Annotated in this window: 17 protein-coding genes and 1 tRNA gene; 8 read left to right on the top strand and 10 right to left on the bottom strand. The window is 51.8% G+C overall.

Translation table 11 applies throughout. From position 1 onward, the window contains the following. Positions 1 to 138: 138 nt before the first annotated feature. Genes SAQUA_RS13175 through ttdA form a run of 3 tightly spaced genes read right to left on the bottom strand, consistent with a single transcriptional unit; the run spans position 139 to position 3,171 of the window. Positions 139 to 1,605: an anion permease gene (locus tag SAQUA_RS13175; RefSeq protein ID WP_380675605.1), complete on the bottom strand. Its 1,467-nt coding sequence runs from the start codon at positions 1,603 to 1,605 to the stop codon at positions 139 to 141. Between the two features lie 55 nt (positions 1,606 to 1,660). Continuing rightward, entirely contained in the window at positions 1,661 to 2,266 is a 606-nt protein-coding gene (gene ttdB, locus SAQUA_RS13170; protein ID WP_380675603.1) for a L(+)-tartrate dehydratase subunit beta, read from the bottom strand. Continuing rightward, positions 2,263 to 3,171 (bottom strand): L(+)-tartrate dehydratase subunit alpha, encoded by a 909-nt coding sequence (gene ttdA / locus SAQUA_RS13165; RefSeq protein WP_380675601.1) that lies wholly within the window; start codon positions 3,169 to 3,171, stop codon positions 2,263 to 2,265. The genes ttdB and ttdA overlap by 4 nt, the downstream gene beginning before the upstream one ends. 306 nt (positions 3,172 to 3,477) lie before the next feature. Between ttdA and SAQUA_RS13160 the strand changes: the two genes are divergently transcribed. The 8 genes from SAQUA_RS13160 (at position 3,478) to SAQUA_RS13125 (ending at position 11,281) form a co-directional block, all read left to right on the top strand. Further along, positions 3,478 to 4,395 (top strand): LysR family transcriptional regulator, encoded by a 918-nt coding sequence (locus SAQUA_RS13160; protein ID WP_380675599.1) that lies wholly within the window; start codon positions 3,478 to 3,480, stop codon positions 4,393 to 4,395. A 580-nt stretch (positions 4,396 to 4,975) separates the two neighbouring features. Next, positions 4,976 to 6,409 (top strand): ammonia-forming nitrite reductase cytochrome c552 subunit, encoded by a 1,434-nt coding sequence (gene nrfA / locus SAQUA_RS13155; RefSeq protein WP_380675597.1) that lies wholly within the window; start codon positions 4,976 to 4,978, stop codon positions 6,407 to 6,409. Between the two features lie 42 nt (positions 6,410 to 6,451). Then, the gene (gene nrfB, locus SAQUA_RS13150) at positions 6,452 to 7,021 is read left to right on the top strand and encodes a cytochrome c nitrite reductase pentaheme subunit (protein WP_380675595.1); all 570 of its coding nucleotides are present in this window, start codon (positions 6,452 to 6,454) and stop codon (positions 7,019 to 7,021) included. Further along, positions 7,018 to 7,689 (top strand): cytochrome c nitrite reductase Fe-S protein, encoded by a 672-nt coding sequence (gene nrfC, locus SAQUA_RS13145; RefSeq protein ID WP_380675593.1) that lies wholly within the window; start codon positions 7,018 to 7,020, stop codon positions 7,687 to 7,689. Before nrfB ends, nrfC begins: the two co-directional genes overlap by 4 nt. After that, positions 7,686 to 8,633, top strand: coding sequence for a cytochrome c nitrite reductase subunit NrfD (nrfD, locus tag SAQUA_RS13140; RefSeq protein ID WP_380675591.1), 948 nt, complete (start codon positions 7,686 to 7,688; stop codon positions 8,631 to 8,633). Before nrfC ends, nrfD begins: the two co-directional genes overlap by 4 nt. Positions 8,634 to 8,664: 31 nt before the next feature. After that, positions 8,665 to 10,341: a heme lyase NrfEFG subunit NrfE gene (gene nrfE / locus SAQUA_RS13135; RefSeq protein WP_380675589.1), complete on the top strand. Its 1,677-nt coding sequence runs from the start codon at positions 8,665 to 8,667 to the stop codon at positions 10,339 to 10,341. Next, positions 10,338 to 10,724, top strand: coding sequence for a cytochrome c-type biogenesis protein CcmH (locus SAQUA_RS13130; RefSeq protein WP_380675587.1), 387 nt, complete (start codon positions 10,338 to 10,340; stop codon positions 10,722 to 10,724). The genes nrfE and SAQUA_RS13130 overlap by 4 nt, the downstream gene beginning before the upstream one ends. Further along, the gene (locus SAQUA_RS13125; RefSeq protein ID WP_380675585.1) at positions 10,721 to 11,281 is read left to right on the top strand and encodes a tetratricopeptide repeat protein; all 561 of its coding nucleotides are present in this window, start codon (positions 10,721 to 10,723) and stop codon (positions 11,279 to 11,281) included. The genes SAQUA_RS13130 and SAQUA_RS13125 overlap by 4 nt, the downstream gene beginning before the upstream one ends. Positions 11,282 to 11,419: 138 nt before the next feature. Here SAQUA_RS13125 and SAQUA_RS13120 read toward each other — a convergent pair. The 7 genes from SAQUA_RS13120 to lsrA form a co-directional block, all read right to left on the bottom strand. Next, positions 11,420 to 11,509 (bottom strand) — tRNA-Ser (locus SAQUA_RS13120). Positions 11,510 to 11,810: 301 nt separating this feature from the next. Next, entirely contained in the window at positions 11,811 to 12,101 is a 291-nt protein-coding gene (lsrG, locus tag SAQUA_RS13115) for a (4S)-4-hydroxy-5-phosphonooxypentane-2,3-dione isomerase (protein WP_380675583.1), read from the bottom strand. 96 nt (positions 12,102 to 12,197) lie between these two features. Next, positions 12,198 to 13,073 carry a 3-hydroxy-5-phosphonooxypentane-2,4-dione thiolase gene (lsrF, locus tag SAQUA_RS13110; RefSeq protein ID WP_380675581.1) on the bottom strand — a complete coding sequence of 292 codons (876 nt, stop codon included), beginning with the start codon at positions 13,071 to 13,073 and terminating at the stop codon, positions 12,198 to 12,200. 54 nt (positions 13,074 to 13,127) lie between these two features. After that, positions 13,128 to 14,150 carry an autoinducer 2 ABC transporter substrate-binding protein LsrB gene (gene lsrB, locus SAQUA_RS13105; RefSeq protein WP_380675579.1) on the bottom strand — a complete coding sequence of 341 codons (1,023 nt, stop codon included), beginning with the start codon at positions 14,148 to 14,150 and terminating at the stop codon, positions 13,128 to 13,130. 219 nt (positions 14,151 to 14,369) lie between these two features. Continuing rightward, entirely contained in the window at positions 14,370 to 15,368 is a 999-nt protein-coding gene (lsrD, locus tag SAQUA_RS13100) for an autoinducer 2 ABC transporter permease LsrD (protein WP_380675577.1), read from the bottom strand. Further along, the gene (gene lsrC, locus SAQUA_RS13095; protein ID WP_380675575.1) at positions 15,365 to 16,417 is read right to left on the bottom strand and encodes an autoinducer 2 ABC transporter permease LsrC; all 1,053 of its coding nucleotides are present in this window, start codon (positions 16,415 to 16,417) and stop codon (positions 15,365 to 15,367) included. Before lsrC ends, lsrD begins: the two co-directional genes overlap by 4 nt. Beyond that, positions 16,411 to 17,979 (bottom strand): autoinducer 2 ABC transporter ATP-binding protein LsrA, encoded by a 1,569-nt coding sequence (gene lsrA, locus SAQUA_RS13090; protein WP_380675573.1) that lies wholly within the window; start codon positions 17,977 to 17,979, stop codon positions 16,411 to 16,413. Before lsrA ends, lsrC begins: the two co-directional genes overlap by 7 nt. Positions 17,980 to 18,033 lie beyond the last annotated feature (54 nt).

Raw genomic sequence — 18,033 nt, 5'->3', positions numbered from 1 at the left:
TTGTTGCCCCGCTACTCAGTGCAACGGGGCGTAACTATAGGGAGAGTACGCTAACCGGTCAAGAATATTTTCGCAGTTTTGGCTCAGATGGTTAAGCTGTGGCCGCTTTGCTGCAAACTCAGACATTAAAGTCACAAGTTAACTCATTACCAGCGGCATCCAGACTAATCCGGTGACGATTAACAGCACTAAAAAGATCAGACCAAAGATTGCCCCAAGTCGCCAGTAGTCGGTAGTAGGGAGATAACCACTGCCATAATAAATTGGGCTAGGTCCGGTTGCGTAGGGCGTGACGATGCTCCCCAAACCAATTGCCACACCAATCATCAGGCTGAACGTTTGCAGTGGGATCGCGGGTAGCATCAACGCTGCGGCTATCATCATCGGTGCTAACGCAGAAGTATATGCGGTTGCGCTGGCGAAAAAGTAGCGCAGCAGATAGAACACCACTACCAGCAACACCATGACAATAGAAGTTGAGAACCCTTGCAAACCCTCGGCGATCAGCTTGCCGAACCAGTTGATAAAGCCAACTTTATTAAGCCCGGTAGCTAACGCAATCAGCGAGGCAAGCCAGAAAAAGACGCTCCATGCTGCTTTATTGCTGATGATATCGTCCCAGGTAATAATCTTACCCAGCAACATCAAAGCGACCACGGCGTAACCCACCAGTGCGGCATCAATGTATTGCCCACCGAAAATCCATAGCAACAAGGCGATAATCATTAATGCCAGCATTTTCTTTTCACGCAGGCTGAGTGGCCCCATAGCGTTCAATTCTGCAGAGGCCCACTTTGGTACCTGCGGGCCGGATTTGATTTGCGGTGGGTAGAGCAGGTAACTCAGCCACGGCACCAGTGCAATCAGCAGCAGGCTGAGAGGCAACATCCCTATGAACCAGTCGCCCCAGGATAACGTTGCCGCGTGTGATGACGATTTGAGCAACCCGACGAGCAGCAAGTTAGGTGCCATCGCCGTAAGGAAAATGGCGCTGGTCACGCAGTTGGCACAGATACCCATCCACATAACATAAGAACCGATACTCCGCGCACTTGATGAATTGGGTTGGGAGTCATAAAGAGGCGGTAGGTTGCGGATAATCGGGTAGATAATACCGGCACCGCGCGCCGAGTTGGAAGGCGTAACCGGCGCGAGCAGCAGTTCTGAGAGCATGATGGCATAACCGAGCAGCAGGGTTTTATGCCCCATTTTCTTCACCAGGATTAGCGCAATACGCCGGCCCAGTCCGGTTTTCTCATAGCCGGTACCAAACATAAATGCGGCGAAGATCAGCCAGATCACCGAGTTGGAGAAACCGGAAACCATCCAGGAAAGCGAACTGGAGGTATATTTAAAGCCGGGCACAGCTAGCTGTTCTGGGCTAAATAACAACCAAGGGGAGAGAATAGCGATAATCGCCAACCCGGTCATTGCCACCACGGCCCCTGGCGCTGGCTCAAGTATTAATCCAACGATAACGCCAAGAAAAACAGAAAAATAGAGCCAGGCATGGGGCTGTAACCCCGCTGGCGTCGGGCACAGGGCGAGGGCGAGCGCAACCAACACGGGTGCGGCCCATCGCCATGACAAATTAAGCTTTGCCATAGTTGGATCCTCTGCTAATTATCGGTGAAGAGGGGCCGAGGCCCCTCTTGGAGGATTACTTGATGTAATGCACGTGCTGGCAAATTTCCTCAACGATGGGTTCGCAGCGTTGGGCAAAAACCTGCTTGTTTTGGTCGATCAGGTTATTGCCAAAGGTGTCGATAGAGACAATCAGCGGGCCAAACTCCTTAACCCTACAAACCCATAATGATTCCGGCATGCCTAGCTCAGTCCAGTGAACCTCTTCGATTTCTTCTACCTGTGTTGCCGCGACTACCGCACAACCCGCAGGGAAAATGACATGTAATGCTTTGAATTCCTTGCAGCCAGCCTCGGTATTTGGCCCCATGCCACCTTTACCGACGATCAGCCTAACGCCGGTCTGCTCGATAAACGCTTTCTCAAAGCTTTCCATCCGCATACTGGTGGTTGGGCCAATGGAGACCATCTCCCATTTATCACCGTTCTTGCGTACGATTGGGCCCGCGTGGAAAATCGCTTTTCCGCGCAAGTCATAGGGGATGTCGCGTTTGAGTTCGATCAGCCGGCGGTGGCAGACATCGCGGCAGGTAACCAAGGTGCCATTGAGATAGATAACGTCTCCCACTTTGATATCAGCCAAGTCTTGTTCTTTAATTGGCGTAGTCAGGATCTTTTTCATAATGCCTCCCGGGTATGGGAAATGCTTTCAAATGACAGGTCTTGATGAACCAGCAGTGTTCCGCGGCGGTGGGCCCAGCATCCCGTAGAGACGGCAACACCAATTGTGGAAGGATGACGAGCTGCCGACTCGATATGTACCCCCATCACCGAGCTTTTTCCCATTAACCCTTGTGGGCCAATACCTAACTGGTTGAGTCCCTGCTCCAAACGCAACTCAAGATCTGCTGCGATTGGGTTAGGGTGGCGGCTACCGATAGGGCGCAAAATGGCTTTGCGGGAGAGTACCGCGGCGGTTTCTACAGAAGTGGCAATACCCACCCCGACCAGTACCGGTGGACAGGCATTAACGGCTAATGTGGAGATATTCTCAAAAACGAACTTCACTACGCCTTCATAGCCTTCGGCTGGCATTAAGACTTTGGCGCGGCCAGGCAATGTACAACCACCGCCGGCCATATAGACTTCAATTTCCGCGTCCGTCCCCTCGGGAACCAGTTCCCAGGTTACCCACGGCACCCCCGACCCGGTATTTTTGCCCGTGTTGACTTCGTCAAATATTTCTACTGCGTTATGGCGCAGAGGTGCCGAAACAGTCGCATCTTCCACTGCCTGTTTTAGCGAGGCCTGTAATTCGGCCAACAGGGGAAAGGCTGTTCCTACCTTAACGAAAAACATGATTTCACCGGTATCCTGGCAGGCAGGCCGGTTTAATGAGATGGCTTTTTCCATATTCTCAAACATTGTATGGTAAATAATCTTACCTATACCGTCTTGCTCTAAATCCCTTAGCTGTTTTAATTTATCGACAACGTCATCCGGCATTCTTGTTGAAATCATTGCCGTGAAATTGGCAACAATGCGGGTGAGTTTTTCCACCTGTGTGTTTTTATCAATTACGTCCATAAATGTGACTCCCGTCAGGCTTAAATCAACACATTCAAAATTAATGAGTTGTTAAGTCATTTTTCTTGGCCTGAATAAACGCTAACATAGCGCTGTGGGGCAATCTTCAACTGGATTGTGAACCATTAATTCACATAACGTTAATTACCATTATTTGTTTTAATTCAAGGTAATGAATCCAAGGTGAAAATTCAGGGGGAAACCGTTTTAACATAAATGTACTAAAGAAAAACATATAAAGAGCTATAGCGTAAACTATTCGTAACCATTTGGTGTTGCGATGAAATACAGTGAGGCCAAAGCGTTATGTCATTAAAACATTATCCGCAACCCAAAGATTTACAGGTGCTTATTGCGGTGGTTAATACTGGGAGCTTTGGTGCCGCAGCCGAAGCCCTGGGGCAAACCCCGGCTTTTGTGACCAAGCGCATCCAGCAAATGGAGTCATTGCTCGGTGTGAGGTTACTCAACCGTTCCTCTCGCGGTATGGCACTGACTGAAAGTGGACAAACGGCCTATGAACATGCGTTAGAAATTATGCAAAGGTTGCAAAACTTAATGGATGAAGTGACCCATATTAAAGAGCAGCCGGTAGGTATGATTCGTATTGGCTCCAGTTTCGGCTTTGGTCGCGCTTATATTGCACCTGCTATTATGGAAATAATGGAAAATTACCCGGAGTTACAAATCAATTTTGAGCTATTTGATCGGCAAATTGATCTTAACCGGGATAATGTGGATTTGGATATCCGGATTAATGATGATATTCCCGATCATTATATTGCCAAATTACTTGCCAAGAATCGGAGAATTCTTTGCGCCTCACCGGGGTATATCCAACAACGGGGCGTGCCAGAGACACTGGCAGATTTACAGCACCATGACTGCCTGGTTACCAAGGAGCGTGACCAAACCATTGGTATCTGGGAGCTGGAGAATCTGCAAGGCAAGAAATCGGTCAAAATATCCGGGCATCTTTCGTCTAACAGTGGTGAGATCGTTCTGCATTGGGCGCTGAATGGCAAAGGCATTATGTTGCGCTCAGAATGGGACGTATTGCCTTTTTTGCTGGATGGCAGCTTAGTGCAGGTTCTTCCCGAATATGCTCAAAGTGCCAATATTTGGGCGGTGTATCAAATGCCGCTTTACTCTTCAACCAAACTGAAGGTTTGCGTCGAGTTCTTTAGCCAGTACTGCCGCAATATGGGAAAAGCCGTTTCTTGACGTCAGTGTGAACGGCTTTAGGATTGAGGAAGCCAACTAGGCTGTGTCCCTTAACTGTCCGTGGTGCCGTCGCAGACCCAAAAGCCCGTTATCAAGGCGGAGGGCGAAGGGCATAGTGGGCCTCTGTTCAAGCCCGACTTTACTTCGAACGGGCTTTTGGGGCGCGACCCTTCGGGCTGGGGCCATTTGCGCGCATTGCTGCGTTGTTTGCCGCTTATTTGGTCCACCAAACCTCGCGGCTCACGCCTTGCCCTGCGCGAAAATGACCGCCAGTGGCGCTCGCGTGCAGTTAAGGGACACAGCCTAGGTGTTCGGAACGCAGCTTAAGTGAAACCTCTCTCACACGCAACTCATCATATACCTCTTATTAGGTAGTTGATTTGTAAGCATGTTCTGCTGTGTTGCGCCATTTCGCAAAATTCAATCGAAGTCGTGAATTAGCCCTCCTTAACTTGATTAAAGACAACAATTTTTGTGTGGTCTATGTTATCCATAGCGTGCAATGTCGATCATATGTCCTTTGTGGATCTAATAACTAATAAGCCGCTGTTAACACGCAGGCTAAATGGATGGAATGCTTATGACTAAGGTAAGCGATATATTGGCCATTTTTCTGGCAGGGATCTGTGCGGGGCTTGTCTCGTTTTCGCTACAAGCCGACGCCTCTAAAACCGCCGTACCGCAGAAGATAGAAGCCAAAAACGAAACATTCTCTGCGCCTCACCCCGATCAATACCAATCATGGAAAGCAACGTCAGAGCAGTCGGAGCAGAGCGATGCGCTGGGGGAAGATCCGCGCCTAGTGATTCTGTGGGCCGGATATCCTTTTGCTAAAGACTACAAGAAACCGCGCGGTCATGCCTATGCCTTGACGGATGTGCGTGAAACGCTGCGCACTGGGGCACCAAAAACTGCGGAAGATGGGCCATTGCCAATGGCTTGCTGGAGTTGCAAAAGCCCAGATGTCGCCAGAATGATCACCGAGCAGGGTGAAGAAGGGTATTTCCATGGCAAATGGGCGCGCGGCGGCCCGGAAATAGTTAACAACCTCGGCTGCGGGGACTGCCATAATACCGCTTCAGCAGAATTCGCCGAAGGTAAACCAGCGTTGACGCTTTCCCGTCCTTATGCTGCTCGGGCAATGGAGGCGATCGGTAAACCCTTTGATAAAGCGGGGCGATTCGATCAGCAAGCCATGGTGTGCGGGCAGTGCCACGTTGAGTATTATTTTGATGGCAAAGATAAAGCGGTGAAATTCCCTTGGAAGAATGGGACAACCGTCGATGATATGGAAATCTACTACGACAATATCGCTTTCTCCGACTGGACCAATCCACTGTCCAAAGCACCGATGATCAAAGCCCAGCATCCGGAATATGAAACCTGGCGCGCAGGTGTGCATGGGCAAAACAACGTGACCTGTATCGACTGCCACATGCCGAAAGTGCAAAACGCCCAAGGCAAGATCTATACCGACCATAAAATCGGAAACCCATTCGATAACTTCGAAAAAACCTGCGCCACCTGCCATACCCAGGATAAGGCTAGTCTGCAAGGGGTCGTGGCCAAGCGTAAAGCAGATATCACCGAGATCAAGCTGAAGGTCGAAGACCAATTGGTGCATGCGCACTTTGAGGCGAAAGCCGCATGGGACGCGGGGGCCACCGAGGCTGAGATGAAACCGATCCTGACGGATATCCGCCATGCGCAATGGCGCTGGGATTATGCTATCGCGTCGCACGGCATCCATATGCATGCCCCGGACGTCGCGTTGCGGGTATTGGGCACCGCGCTTGATCAGGCCGCGCAGGCCCGCACCAAACTGCTTCGCTTGCTGGCAACCAAAGGTATCAGCCATGAAATCCCGTTGCCGGATATTTCTACCAAACAAAAGGCGCAGTTGGCCTTGGGTATGGATATGCCACAGCTCAATGCGGAAAAGCAGGAATTCCTCAAGACTGTGGTACCGCAGTGGGATGAGCAGGCGCGTAAAGCCGGGCGACTCAGCCAATAACCCCTCCGCCCCGTGCGCGGGGCGTAAAGAAATGGAGTGAATATGAGCGTACTGCGTTCGTTATTAACTACCGGGGTGCTGGTCTGCTGTCTTTGGCTGACAGTATTACCGATATCAGCCCAGACTGCTGGCCCGGTGGTGCAACAGAAAACCGCTGACGTGACGTTACAGCGTAACCCCGATGATGCCTGTTTGCGCTGCCATAAGCCGCAGCAAAATGCGATGCATGGCAAACATGCTAGTGCGATCAACCCAAATAACCAGCTACCGATAACCTGTACCAACTGCCACGGTAATCCTTCACTGCACCACCGCGAAGGGGTGAAAGATGTGATGCGTTTTAATGAGCCGATGTATGGCGTAGAAACGCAAAATAGCGTCTGTATGTCTTGCCATCTGCCGGAGGCGCTGCAAAAAGCCTTCTGGCCACATGATGTTCATCTGGCAAAAGTCACTTGCGCCAGTTGCCATCAGCTTCATCCTCAGCTGGATAAAATGCAGGGGTTGAGTGATAAGGGGCGGGTACAGATCTGCGTGGATTGCCACCGTCAGCAACAGGATGATCCGGCGTTTAATCCAGCAGCCGTGCGGCTGGGTAAGGAGCAGCCATGAGCTGCTCAAGACGCCGTTTTATTACCGGGATAGGCGTTTTGGCCGTGGCGTCTACTGCGGTAGAAAAAGTGCTGGCACGCACGATGAACGTGAATGGCGTGCGTTATGGCATGGTGCATGATGAATCGCGCTGCATCGGTTGCACCGCCTGTATGGACGCCTGCCGTGAAGTTAACCAGGTACCGGAAGGTGTTTCGCGCCTGACGATTATCCGCAGTGAACCGATCGGTAATTTCCCTGATGTGAAGTATCGGTTTTTCCGCCATTCCTGCCAGCATTGCGATGATGCGCCCTGTGTGGATGTCTGCCCGACCGGGGCTTCATTCCGTGATGCTGCCAGCGGGATTGTCGACGTTAACCCGGATCTTTGCGTCGGTTGCCAATACTGTATTGCCGCCTGCCCTTATCGGGTGCGGTTTATTCACCCGATCAGCAAAACGGCGGATAAATGCGATTTTTGCCGCAAAACCAATCTTCGCCAGGGTAAACAGCCTGCCTGCGTGCTGTCTTGCCCTACTCAGGCACTGATCTTTGGCAATCTCGACGATCCAAACAGTGATATCTCGCGCCTGCTGAGGCAGACCACGACTTACCGCTACAAAATTGCGCTGGGTACCCGGCCTAAAATGTATCGCGTGCCTTTTAAATATGGGGAGATAAGTCAATGACCTCTGCATTTCATTTTGACTCTCTAGTCTGGGACTGGCCGATCGCGATTTACCTGTTTCTGATCGGGATTTCCGCTGGTCTGGTAACCCTGAGTATTCTGCTGCGCCGCTACCACCCGCAAGAAGGCACCTCACATAGCCGCATCATGCGCACAACGCTGTTTATTGCGCCCAGTTCGGTCATGTTGGGGCTAGTGATCCTGATTTTCCATCTGACGCGCCCATGGACCTTCTGGAAACTGATGTTTCATTACAGTTTCACCTCGGTGATGTCGATGGGGGTTATGCTGTTCCAGGTGTATATGCTGGTGCTGGTGGTTTGGCTGGCGTTGATTTTCCGTGACGAAGTCGCTGCACTACAGCAGCGCTGGTTGCCGAAGTTGACGCTGATCCCCAACCTGCTGGCGCGTTTACTGCCGTTTATGCGCCCGATTGAAACCTTGATGATGGTGCTGGCCGTGCTGCTGGGAGCTTATACCGGGTTCCTGTTGTCAGCGCTGAAATCCTACCCGATGCTCAATAACCCATTGCTACCCGCACTGTTTTTGTTCTCAGGGGTTTCATCAGGGATCGCAGTGGCGTTGTTAGCCTTTGTGTTCGGCCCTAAGGGCGAACAGCACAGCAAGGAATTACATTTTCTGCATCGTCTAGAAACTCCGGTGGTCTGGCTGGAGATCTTCCTGCTGGCGGCCTTTTTTATCGGCCTGTGGTTGGGGGATGACGGTAAACTACGCGCGCTGTCGGCGGCGCTGGGCGGTGGCTTCTGGGCCTGGTGGTTCTGGCTGGGTGTCGTAGGTGTCGGGCTGTGCTTGCCGTTGTTGTTGAAAGCAGTTGGTTGGGGCAAAGCCCAGCTTCATATTCTGCTGATCAGCGGTAGCAGCCTGTGCGGCGTGTTGCTGTTGCGCTATTTCATTCTGTATGCCGGGCAAATGACGGTAGCCTGAAGGCAGCTGGCAGCGAAAAAAGGCGGTAAACGTGCTGTTGTGGTTACCCGAATTGGGATTTGGTGCACTGTTGTTGGCGTGTACAGCGTCGTTGCTGATATCTGGCGTGACGCTGTTCGCGCGCTTTCGGGTAGCGTTGTTGCCAATCCGCAGTTGGAGCCTGGCGATATTTGCTTTGGTCGCGCTGGCGTTCGCTATCCTGCTGCTGCTGTTTTTACGCGATGATTTTTCGGTGCTGTACGTTGCCCAGCATGGGCACCGTCAGTTGTCAGGCTTGCTTAAAGCCGGGGCGCTGTGGGGGGGCCACGAAGGCTCGTTACTGCTGTGGTTACTGTGCCTGAGTGGTTGGGCCGCCAGTTTCGCTTGGCGTAGTAAGCCGCAGGATCCGCTGGCTTCTATTACGCTGGCGATCTTGGCGCTGATTGTCGGTTGTTTTCTGATTTTCATTCTGTGCTTCTCCGATCCCTTTGTTCGCGTTTTCCCTTCAGCGGTTGAAGGGCGTGACTTGAACCCGATGTTGCAACATATCGGGCTGATCCTGCATCCGCCTTTGCTGTATCTCGGCTATGCCGGGTTTGCCGTCTGTAGCGCCTTGATGCTGGCTGCACTAATTAAAGGAGAGTTTAGCGCCCAGATTGCAGCGCAGTGCCAGCGCTGGGCTTCTCCGGCCTGGTGTTTTCTCACCGCCGGGATCATTCTTGGGTCCTGGTGGGCCTACAGTGAGTTGGGCTGGGGCGGTTGGTGGTTTTGGGATCCGGTCGAAAATGCCTCTTTACTGCCCTGGTTGACCGCAACGGCATTGTTGCACAGTCTCTCCGTCAGCCAGCGTACCGGCGGGTTGCGGCATTGGTCACTGCTATTGGCGCTCGGGACCTTTGTGCTCAGCCTGTTGGGAACCTTGATCGTGCGTTCCGGTGTGTTGCTCTCGGTACATGCCTTCGCGCTGGACGAACAGCGAGCATTACCGTTATTCGTGCTGTTTGCTTTCCTGAGTGGTGCCTCTTTTCTGATCTACGCCCTGCGTGCCAACCGAGGGGAGCAACCGGCGCCACCCGCTCAACCTGTGCTGTTGGTGACATTGCTGCTGTTCAGTTCGGCTGCGCTGATCGTGTTGATTGGCACGCTCTACCCGATGCTTTACCGGCTGATGGGGTGGGGGCAGATTTCTGTGGGGGCGCCTTACTTCAATCTGGTTCTGCTGCCTTTTGGGCTGTTAGCGCTGATATTCATGTGTGTCGGTGGTTTTCGTCGCCAGCTTCCGCAGTGGATCGCGCATTCCGGCGTGCTACTTGTCGCTTTGGGGATCGGGTGTTCATCGCTGCAACACCATGAAGTTAGCCTGAATGTGACCGTAGGGGAAAGCGTAGAGCTGGCGGGGTACGAATTCTCGTTCCGCTCGATTGAGCTTCAGGCGCAGGGTAATTTCACCACCGAACAGGCGGTGATTGATGTTTCACAGCAAGGTAAAGCGGTAGCGCAGCTCAGGCCGGAGCGGCGTTTTTATACCGCGCGTCGGCAGCAGATGTTTGAACCAGGCATCGATTGGAGCGTGCTGCATGATTGGTACGTGGTGATGGGTGAAAAGAGTGGTGAAGATCGCTATGCCATGCGTTTTTACGTGCAGACCGGCATCCGTTGGATCTGGTGGGGTGGTGCATTGATGATGATTGGTGTGCTGGCCGCCAGTTGGCAAAGGAGGAAGCCATGACCAGAATAACCATTTTGCTGTGGTGGTGCCTGCTGGCATGGCCGCTGCGGGCACAGGTGGTCGATACCTGGGCATTTTCCTCGCCAGTGGTAAAAGAACACGCCCTGTCGGTAGCGGCCAAAATACGCTGCCCGCAGTGCCAGAACCAGAATCTGCTGGAGTCTAATGCCCCAGTTGCGATCACCATGCGCCATGAGGTTTTTGCCATGACGGAGCAGGGCAAAACGGAAAGTGAGATCATGAGTTTCATGACCGCGCGTTACGGCAATTTTGTGCGCTATCAACCCGAATTAGCGGCTTCAACCCTGATCTTGTGGGGGCTGCCGCCGCTGATGTTGGCATTGATCGGTTTTGTGCTGTGGCGCAGCAGGAGTAAGCCATGACGCCGCGCCGTTTTCATCAGCTGTGTATCGGTTTGGTACTGGTGATTGCGGTTGGTCTCTATCTGGTGAGCGGTCGCCCGGTAAGCCTGTTGGCTCAACAGCAGTTACAGAGCCTAACTCCACCACAACAGGCCGATAGTGGGCTGATGCGGTTACAGCAAAAAATTAGCCAGACTCCGCAAGACAGCGTGCTGTGGGCTGAATTGGGGGAATATTATCTTTACACAGATAATTTTGACGCCGCGCTCAAGGCTTATCAGCAGGCGTTGACGTTGCGGGGTAGCAATGCGGAGCTTTATGCCGCGCTGGCGACGGTGCTCTATTATCAGGCTGGGCAGCATCTGACGCCGGAGGCGGCGGGCTACATAGAAAAAGCCTTGCAGATGGATAAAGAAGAAGTATCAGCCTTGATGTTGCTGGCCGCAGATGCTTTTATGCAAGCGGACTATGCGCGGGCGATCGGTTTGTGGCAGAGCCTGTTGGACAGCAATTCGCCGCGAGTGAATCGCCAGCAGCTTATCGAGGCGATTAATATGGCAAAAATGTTGGCGCGGTAGCCTTTGTGGGCTGTGGGCACGTGAAGTAACCCTGGTATAGCTGAACCCGCAAACACAACCGCCAGCTTCTCTGCGCAGTTGCGTTGGTCATAGGCAACAAAAAAGCCTGAACTTGCGTTCAGGCTTTTTTGTTAAATTTGGCGGTGAGAGAGGGGTTCGAACCCTCGATACGCTTACGCGTATACACACTTTCCAGGCGTGCTCCTTCAGCCACTCAGACACCTCACCGTATTGTTGCCCCGTTACTCAGTGCAACGGGGCGTACTATAAGGAGACACAGGGGGGCGGTCAAGCGTATTTTCACTGTTTTGGCGCGGGCGGTTAAGCCGTGTTCGCAATGCTGCAAAGTCAGGCTGAAATAGCGGCTGGCCTGAGGTTGCGAACTTTAATGCCAATTGGTAAACCGCTCAAGTACATCACCGCTCACTCGAAACTCAGCCGTCTCTCTTTATGGCAGGGAAGGTGGCGGTTCCGCACTGCAATCATAGCTTAGGGGCGACCCGGCAAACGCCTGTTGAATAATATGTCATCAAGGCATCAAGCCAATAAAGACCGTCTTCTTGCGTGGGCAACTCATCAGCGCTTCTAACTTCTCGACACAGGCTTGATAGTGTGGGGTGGTTTTATGAAAAGCAACCGCCTGCTCGTCGACGTAAGCCTCATAAATATAAAACCGCGTTGGGATTTCAGGATCCTGTAATACATCGAAGCGCAAATTCCCTTTCTCCTGAATGGAGCCTAAATGGTTTTGGCGAAAGACTTCAATAAACTGTTCAACCTTGTTGTCATGAACGTTAATTTCGACCAGTGTAACGTGCATAATATATCTCCATTAAAGGAACGTGGTCTGACAAATGCATTCCCTCTTCCTGAGAAAGAGGGAATGTCACTTTTTAATCGCCAACTGTAACCGGTATTATCCTTTTTCGCTAAGGAACAATTGATAAGCTCGCTCTGCGGTCTCGTTGTGATGAACAATCGCATTCACCGCTTTGATCATGGCAACTGGAGCCTGCGACTGGAAAATATTCCTGCCCATATCGACACCAGAAGCACCCTGGTCAATTGCCTGGAAACACATTTCCAATGCTTCCCGTTCAGGTAGCTTCTTTCCACCAGCGATGACGATCGGCACCGGGCAACCCGCAACAATGCGCTCAAACCCTTTTTCTACATAGTAGGTTTTGATGATTTGCGCGCCCATTTCTGCGGCAATACGCGTGGCTAATGAGAAATAGCGCTGGTCGCGGACCATATCCTTGCCTACACCGGTCACAGCCATGGTAGGCATTCCCACCTTAAGGCCAGCATCAATCAACTGTATGATATTTTTAATTGACTGATGCTCATATTCGGTACCGATATAAATCTGAGCCGCGACGGCGCAGCTATTAAGACGTACCGCATCGTCCATAGCGACGGCTACCGCTTCATTGCTTAATTCTGTCAGAATGGAGTTCGCACCAGAAGCACGCAGGGCTATGGGTTTATTAGTGGCTGGGGGAACTACGCTGCGCAGAATACCCCGGGTACACATCAATACATCGGCCTGTTCAAACAGTGGCGCGATATTAATATCAATACGCTCCAGCCCGGTGGTTGGCCCCTGAAAATAGCCGTGATCGAAAGCCAACATCACGGTTCTATTAGTCCGTGGATTGAAAATACGCGCAAGACGGGATTGCATTCCCCAATCTAGAGCAGCGCATCCCTTCAAGCCAAAAAGGGTGTTTTTCTGCGGTTGGTCAATATGAAAGTCTTTACCATCTTTAATGTCATCTAAATCAGCCATTACGTTACTCCATTGGAATAAAAAATCAGCAGATATGAACTTTTGCTCGATAGATTAGAAGTTATATTTGTCGATATTCTCTTTGTTAAACACCACTCGTTCAGGTAACAACACAATGCCATTTCCTTTTGCTTCGTAGTCATAGCCCTGTACGCTGTTCGCTGAGACTTCTACCTGGCCGACACCAGGGATATCGAGCTTGTCACCAACCTTCAAATCGCCATTTTTCAGCAAGGCGTTGGCAACATACACCGAGATTTTCCCCTGATTAACCACGTCCCACAGACCGAACTCTTTCACCGTTCCACGTTGGATATACGGGCGCATGACGTTAGGAGTACTGAAGCCGACGATGGCGACATTGCTACGTTTCAGGTTCTCTGCAGCCTGTGCTGCGGCGGGCAGGGCGTTGGCATCTGGCGCGATGATGACATCGAGATCGTCGTAGGCTTTCAGGATACCTTCGGCGGTTTGCAGTGATTTGGTGGCATCGTTGTAACCAAACTGCGTAGTAACAATTTTCCAGCCAGGATGGTCTTTTTCGATTTTACGTTTGGCTTCATTAACCCACTGGTTTTGGTCGGTTACCGTTGGGCTAGAGTAGAAAAATGCAACCTTAGCCTCTTCTTTTTGTACCTGATTTGCCGCCATATCGATCAGCATGCTTCCCAATTGCGCTGGCGTACCCTGATTGATGTAATAAGAGCGGCATTCGGGTTTGGTGTCTGAGTCCCAGGTCAGTACCTTTACGCCACGTTGCATTGCGCGTTTTAACGCCGGGCATAAGCCCTCAGGGGAGACTGCAGAAACGATAATGGCGTTATAGCCCTGGTTGACAAAGTTATTGATCAACTGCACTTGCCCCGAGACGCTGGGTTCGGTTGGGCCATCGTAAGTCACATCGACCCCCAATTCTTTTCCCGCGTCTTGCGCACCATTACCACCACTGGTGAAAAAACCGACGCCAACCAGTTTGGGGATAAATGCAATGCGCTCTGCTGCCTGCACGCTAATGCTCAGTGAAGCCATGCCGAGCAGGCCTAACAGCGCGGCTTTTTTGATACGTTGTATAGTCATGTTTTTCTCCGTATATCGCGTTGCCACAAGAAGTGTGTCTGAAAAGAGCAGTATGTCAGGCTGTGTCCCTTAACTGGCCCCAGTCCTGCGGGTCGCGCCCCCAAAGCCCATCCTCTGCGTTGTCGGGCTTGAACAGAGGCCCGCTATGTCCTTCGCCCTCCGCCTTGATAATGGGCTTCTGGGTCTGCGACGGCACCACGGACAGTTAAGGGACACAGCCTAATCCTGCCTGATGGTACGTCTTCGTTGGATCCACTCCTGAATATGATGTCGATGCAGGCTGACTGAACGTCCCACTACGACAATAATCAGTAGCGCGCCTGAGAGTGCGCTGGAAACCTGATTGGCTACGCCGACCATCTGCAACCCTTGTTGCAGATAACCCACCAATAAAACGGCAACGGCGGTGCCGATAATCGAGCCTGAACCACCGTAAATATTCGCCCCGCCAAGAACGACGGCGGTAATAGCGGGCATCAGGAATGAAACACCCAGATCGGAACGTGCCGAACCGAAATAAGAAACCAGTAATACCGCCGCTATAGCGGCAGCGAAGCCAGTCATGGAATAGAGAGCACACAAGGTACGATTAACCGGGATGGCGCTGTACTGAGCCACTCGGCTGCTCTGGCCAATCAGGAAAATGTTGCGTCCGCTATGGGTTCGGTGCATCAGTAACCAGCACAACAGTACACAAAAGATAAAGATGGTCAGAGGAACCGGCAGACCAAACACCGTCAGGTTAGCGAAATCGGTAAAGGCCATGGGAAAACCGCCGATACCCTCATAGCCGGTTGCCCCTGAAATCCCTGAAAGCAGCAGGGCGCTGCCACCAAACAGATACATCGTACCCAGAGTGATAACCAGTGGATTGATACCGGTGTAGATGATTAACCCGGCGTTAATTAACCCACACAGTGCTCCTAATGCCAGCGTGAAGGTTATTGCCAGCGGTAAAGGAATACCTGCTTGAAACATCACGCCCAGCGCTATGGCGCATAGGCCGATAGTGGAACCAAACGAGATATCAATGCCACCGCTGACGATCACCATAGTCAAAGGCAAGGCCACAATCCCGATGCAGATAAAGTCACTGGTGCTGAACAACAGAACGTTAATGTCCAACATGCGCGGGTTGGCCAGGCCAAAAACCAGGATCTCCATTACAAGCAGAACCGCCAGCGCCAATTCCCATCCGTAACGTTGCCAATGTGTCATTCGATGATCTCCTGGTTTTTTCTCTGCGTAGGATGTTTTGTGGCGGAATTGGTTGCCTGAGAAGAGGCTTGGGGATCGGTAAAACGAGCATATTTTTGCCGCCGGATATTCTTTTCCAGCGCGCAGCGCAGCCGACCGTCAAAAATCAACACGGCTAGCAGAACCAGGCCGGCAATAAAGTCGTTCCACCATGCCGGAATGCGTAAAAGAACTAACACACTGTCGATTTGTGTCAGGAAATAGGCGCCCAGAATGGCACCGACTACCGTTCCAGAACCTCCCAGCAGGCTGATGCCTCCCAGAACACAGGCAGCGATAGCTTTCATCTCCAGCCCGGTCCCGGTCTGGTTGGGAATAAAACCAATCTGTGAGGCAAAAACGATCCCTGCCAGAGCAGCCATTAACCCATTGAGAGAGAAAGCGATAATGCGGATGGCTTCTGTGCGTATCCCGAGTTGGCGCGCGCCTTGCAGATTGTCTCCAGTCGCATAAAAGCTGCGCCCAAAGGATGTCTTCAGCAGTACCCAAGCCATTAACGCCAGCAATATCAGCGTTAGCCAACCGATGGGTGAGATGCCCAATAAAACAGGGGAGGAGAGTTGCTTAAGCGAGCTTGGTAGCCCCTCGATCCATTTGCCACCGGTCCACAGCAGCATGACGCCGCGATAGAGCCCAAGCGTTCCGAGTGTTGCCACAATAGCCGGAATTTTTAACCACGCTACCAGAACACCATTGATAAAACCGGCCAGTAGGCCGAGTAGCAGGGTGACGGCGAAGGCGAAAGGCAGACTGTATCCTGCACTGAGCGTTAACCCGAGCAGAACTGCACACATCCCGGTGATCGAACCAACGGAAACATCTATATTGCGGGTCAGCATTACCAGCGCAGCGCCGATGGCCAGTAGCATCAGGATCTGCGAACTGCTGAAGATCATGGTCAACGTCTGGAAGCTGAAATAATTACTATCAATGATCCCCAATAGCGCGAATAAGCCAATAATTGCCAGTAGTGCGGTCAGTTCTCTATTGTTCTGTATCAGCTTTAGCATGATGACTCTCCGTGATGATCTGTAGGACGAGTGGAGGGCCGAATAGCATGTTCTTCGCCAAAAGCCATATGCATAATGGTGTCGACATTAATCTCGTCGCCGCAAAGCGCTGGCCCGGTAATTTCGCCCTGATGCATCACGTAGACGCGATCTGCCATCATTTCAATCTCTTCGAGATCGGATGAAATAAGTAGAATGGCGACATTTTGCTGGGCAATACTGCGGATGAGCTGATAGATGTCATTTCGCGCAGTGACGTCTACGCCACGAGTGGGTTCATCAATAATCAGCACTTGCGGTGAGGCTTCCAGGCATTTTGCGATGAGGATTTTTTGCTGGTTGCCGCCAGACAACGTGCGTGTGGGCTGTTCCGGATGGGTGAATTTTATATTCAGTGCGCGGCGATAACGCTCAAGGGTTGCGTTATCACGCTGCGCACGGCTCCAGAATCCGTTGGTATTATGCGTTAGCGAACAGATGTTCCAGGATAATGAAGCGTCCAGATACAGGCCGGAAGACTGCCGATCTTCCGGCAAATAGACCAAGCCGCGTTGTAACCGCTGCTGTGTGGTCAATTTGGCAATCTCTTCACCATTGAGTGTGATGCTGCCTGTGCGTATTGGGCGTAAACCATACAGTGTCTCAGCCAACTCTGTTCGCCCGGCCCCGACCAGGCCGGCAAGACCAAGGATTTCCCCTGCATGGACGGCGAACGCGGCCTGTAAGAAACCTTCTCCGGTCAGATTTTTAAGCGTCAGCACCGCTTTGCCATGCTCGTTGGTCGGGCGGTTACCCGGTAATTCAAGCCAAAGTTTCTGGCTGGCAGAAAGATCGAGATTACGTGCGGCGGGTGTGATTGCCTGGATGATCTCATCGGTTGTCAGCGAATGGGTGCTCCCCGTCAAGGCAATTTTACCGTCACGCATCACGCTGACGCAGTCGGCAATCTGGCGGATCTCGGGAAGTTTATGGGAAATAAACACGATGCCAACACCTTTGCCAAGCAGTTCTCGCAGGCGGGTAAACAGGCGTTCTGTTTCGGCAGGAGTCAGTGAAGCGGTGGGTTCATCCAAGATCAGGATCTGTGAGTCGCGCATTAATCCGCGCATGATTTCTACTATCTGGCGATCGGCGACATCTAACGAACCAGCCATACTGTTGGGGTCAAGTTTGCATCCTAATAATTCAAGTAACTGATGCATTTTTTTCACAAAGCCCTGTTTGGCAGGCAGGCCAAACAAAATGTTTTCTTTGACCGACAGGCTGGGGAATAACAGCGGTTCTTGCGGAACCAGATAAATCCCTAACTGATGGGCTTTTACCGGAGTCAGGTTGGTACAACGCTTGCCGTTGATTTCGATTGAGCCCCCATCTGGCGGCACAATGCCAGCAATGATCTTCATCAGCGTCGACTTTCCCGCGCCATTGCCTCCGAGTAGGGCGTGTGCCGTTCCTGCATGCAGGGTAAAGTTGATGCTTTTCAGTACCTCAACGCCAGAATATTGCTTATTGATGTTCCGTACGCTGAGCAGCGGTGGAACGGGGTTTTCACCGTTTTGCATCTTGCCTCCGTTCACCCGCAAGTGGGTTACTGAGTTGAACAAATATTTTTTGGA

Origin of the sequence: Serratia aquatilis, assembly GCF_044865145.1 — a bacterium.
In the GTDB taxonomy this organism is placed as follows: domain Bacteria; phylum Pseudomonadota; class Gammaproteobacteria; order Enterobacterales; family Enterobacteriaceae; genus Chania; species Chania aquatilis.
Note: the sequence above shows the minus strand (reverse complement) of the source record. Positions and strands in the feature narration are given on the sequence as shown.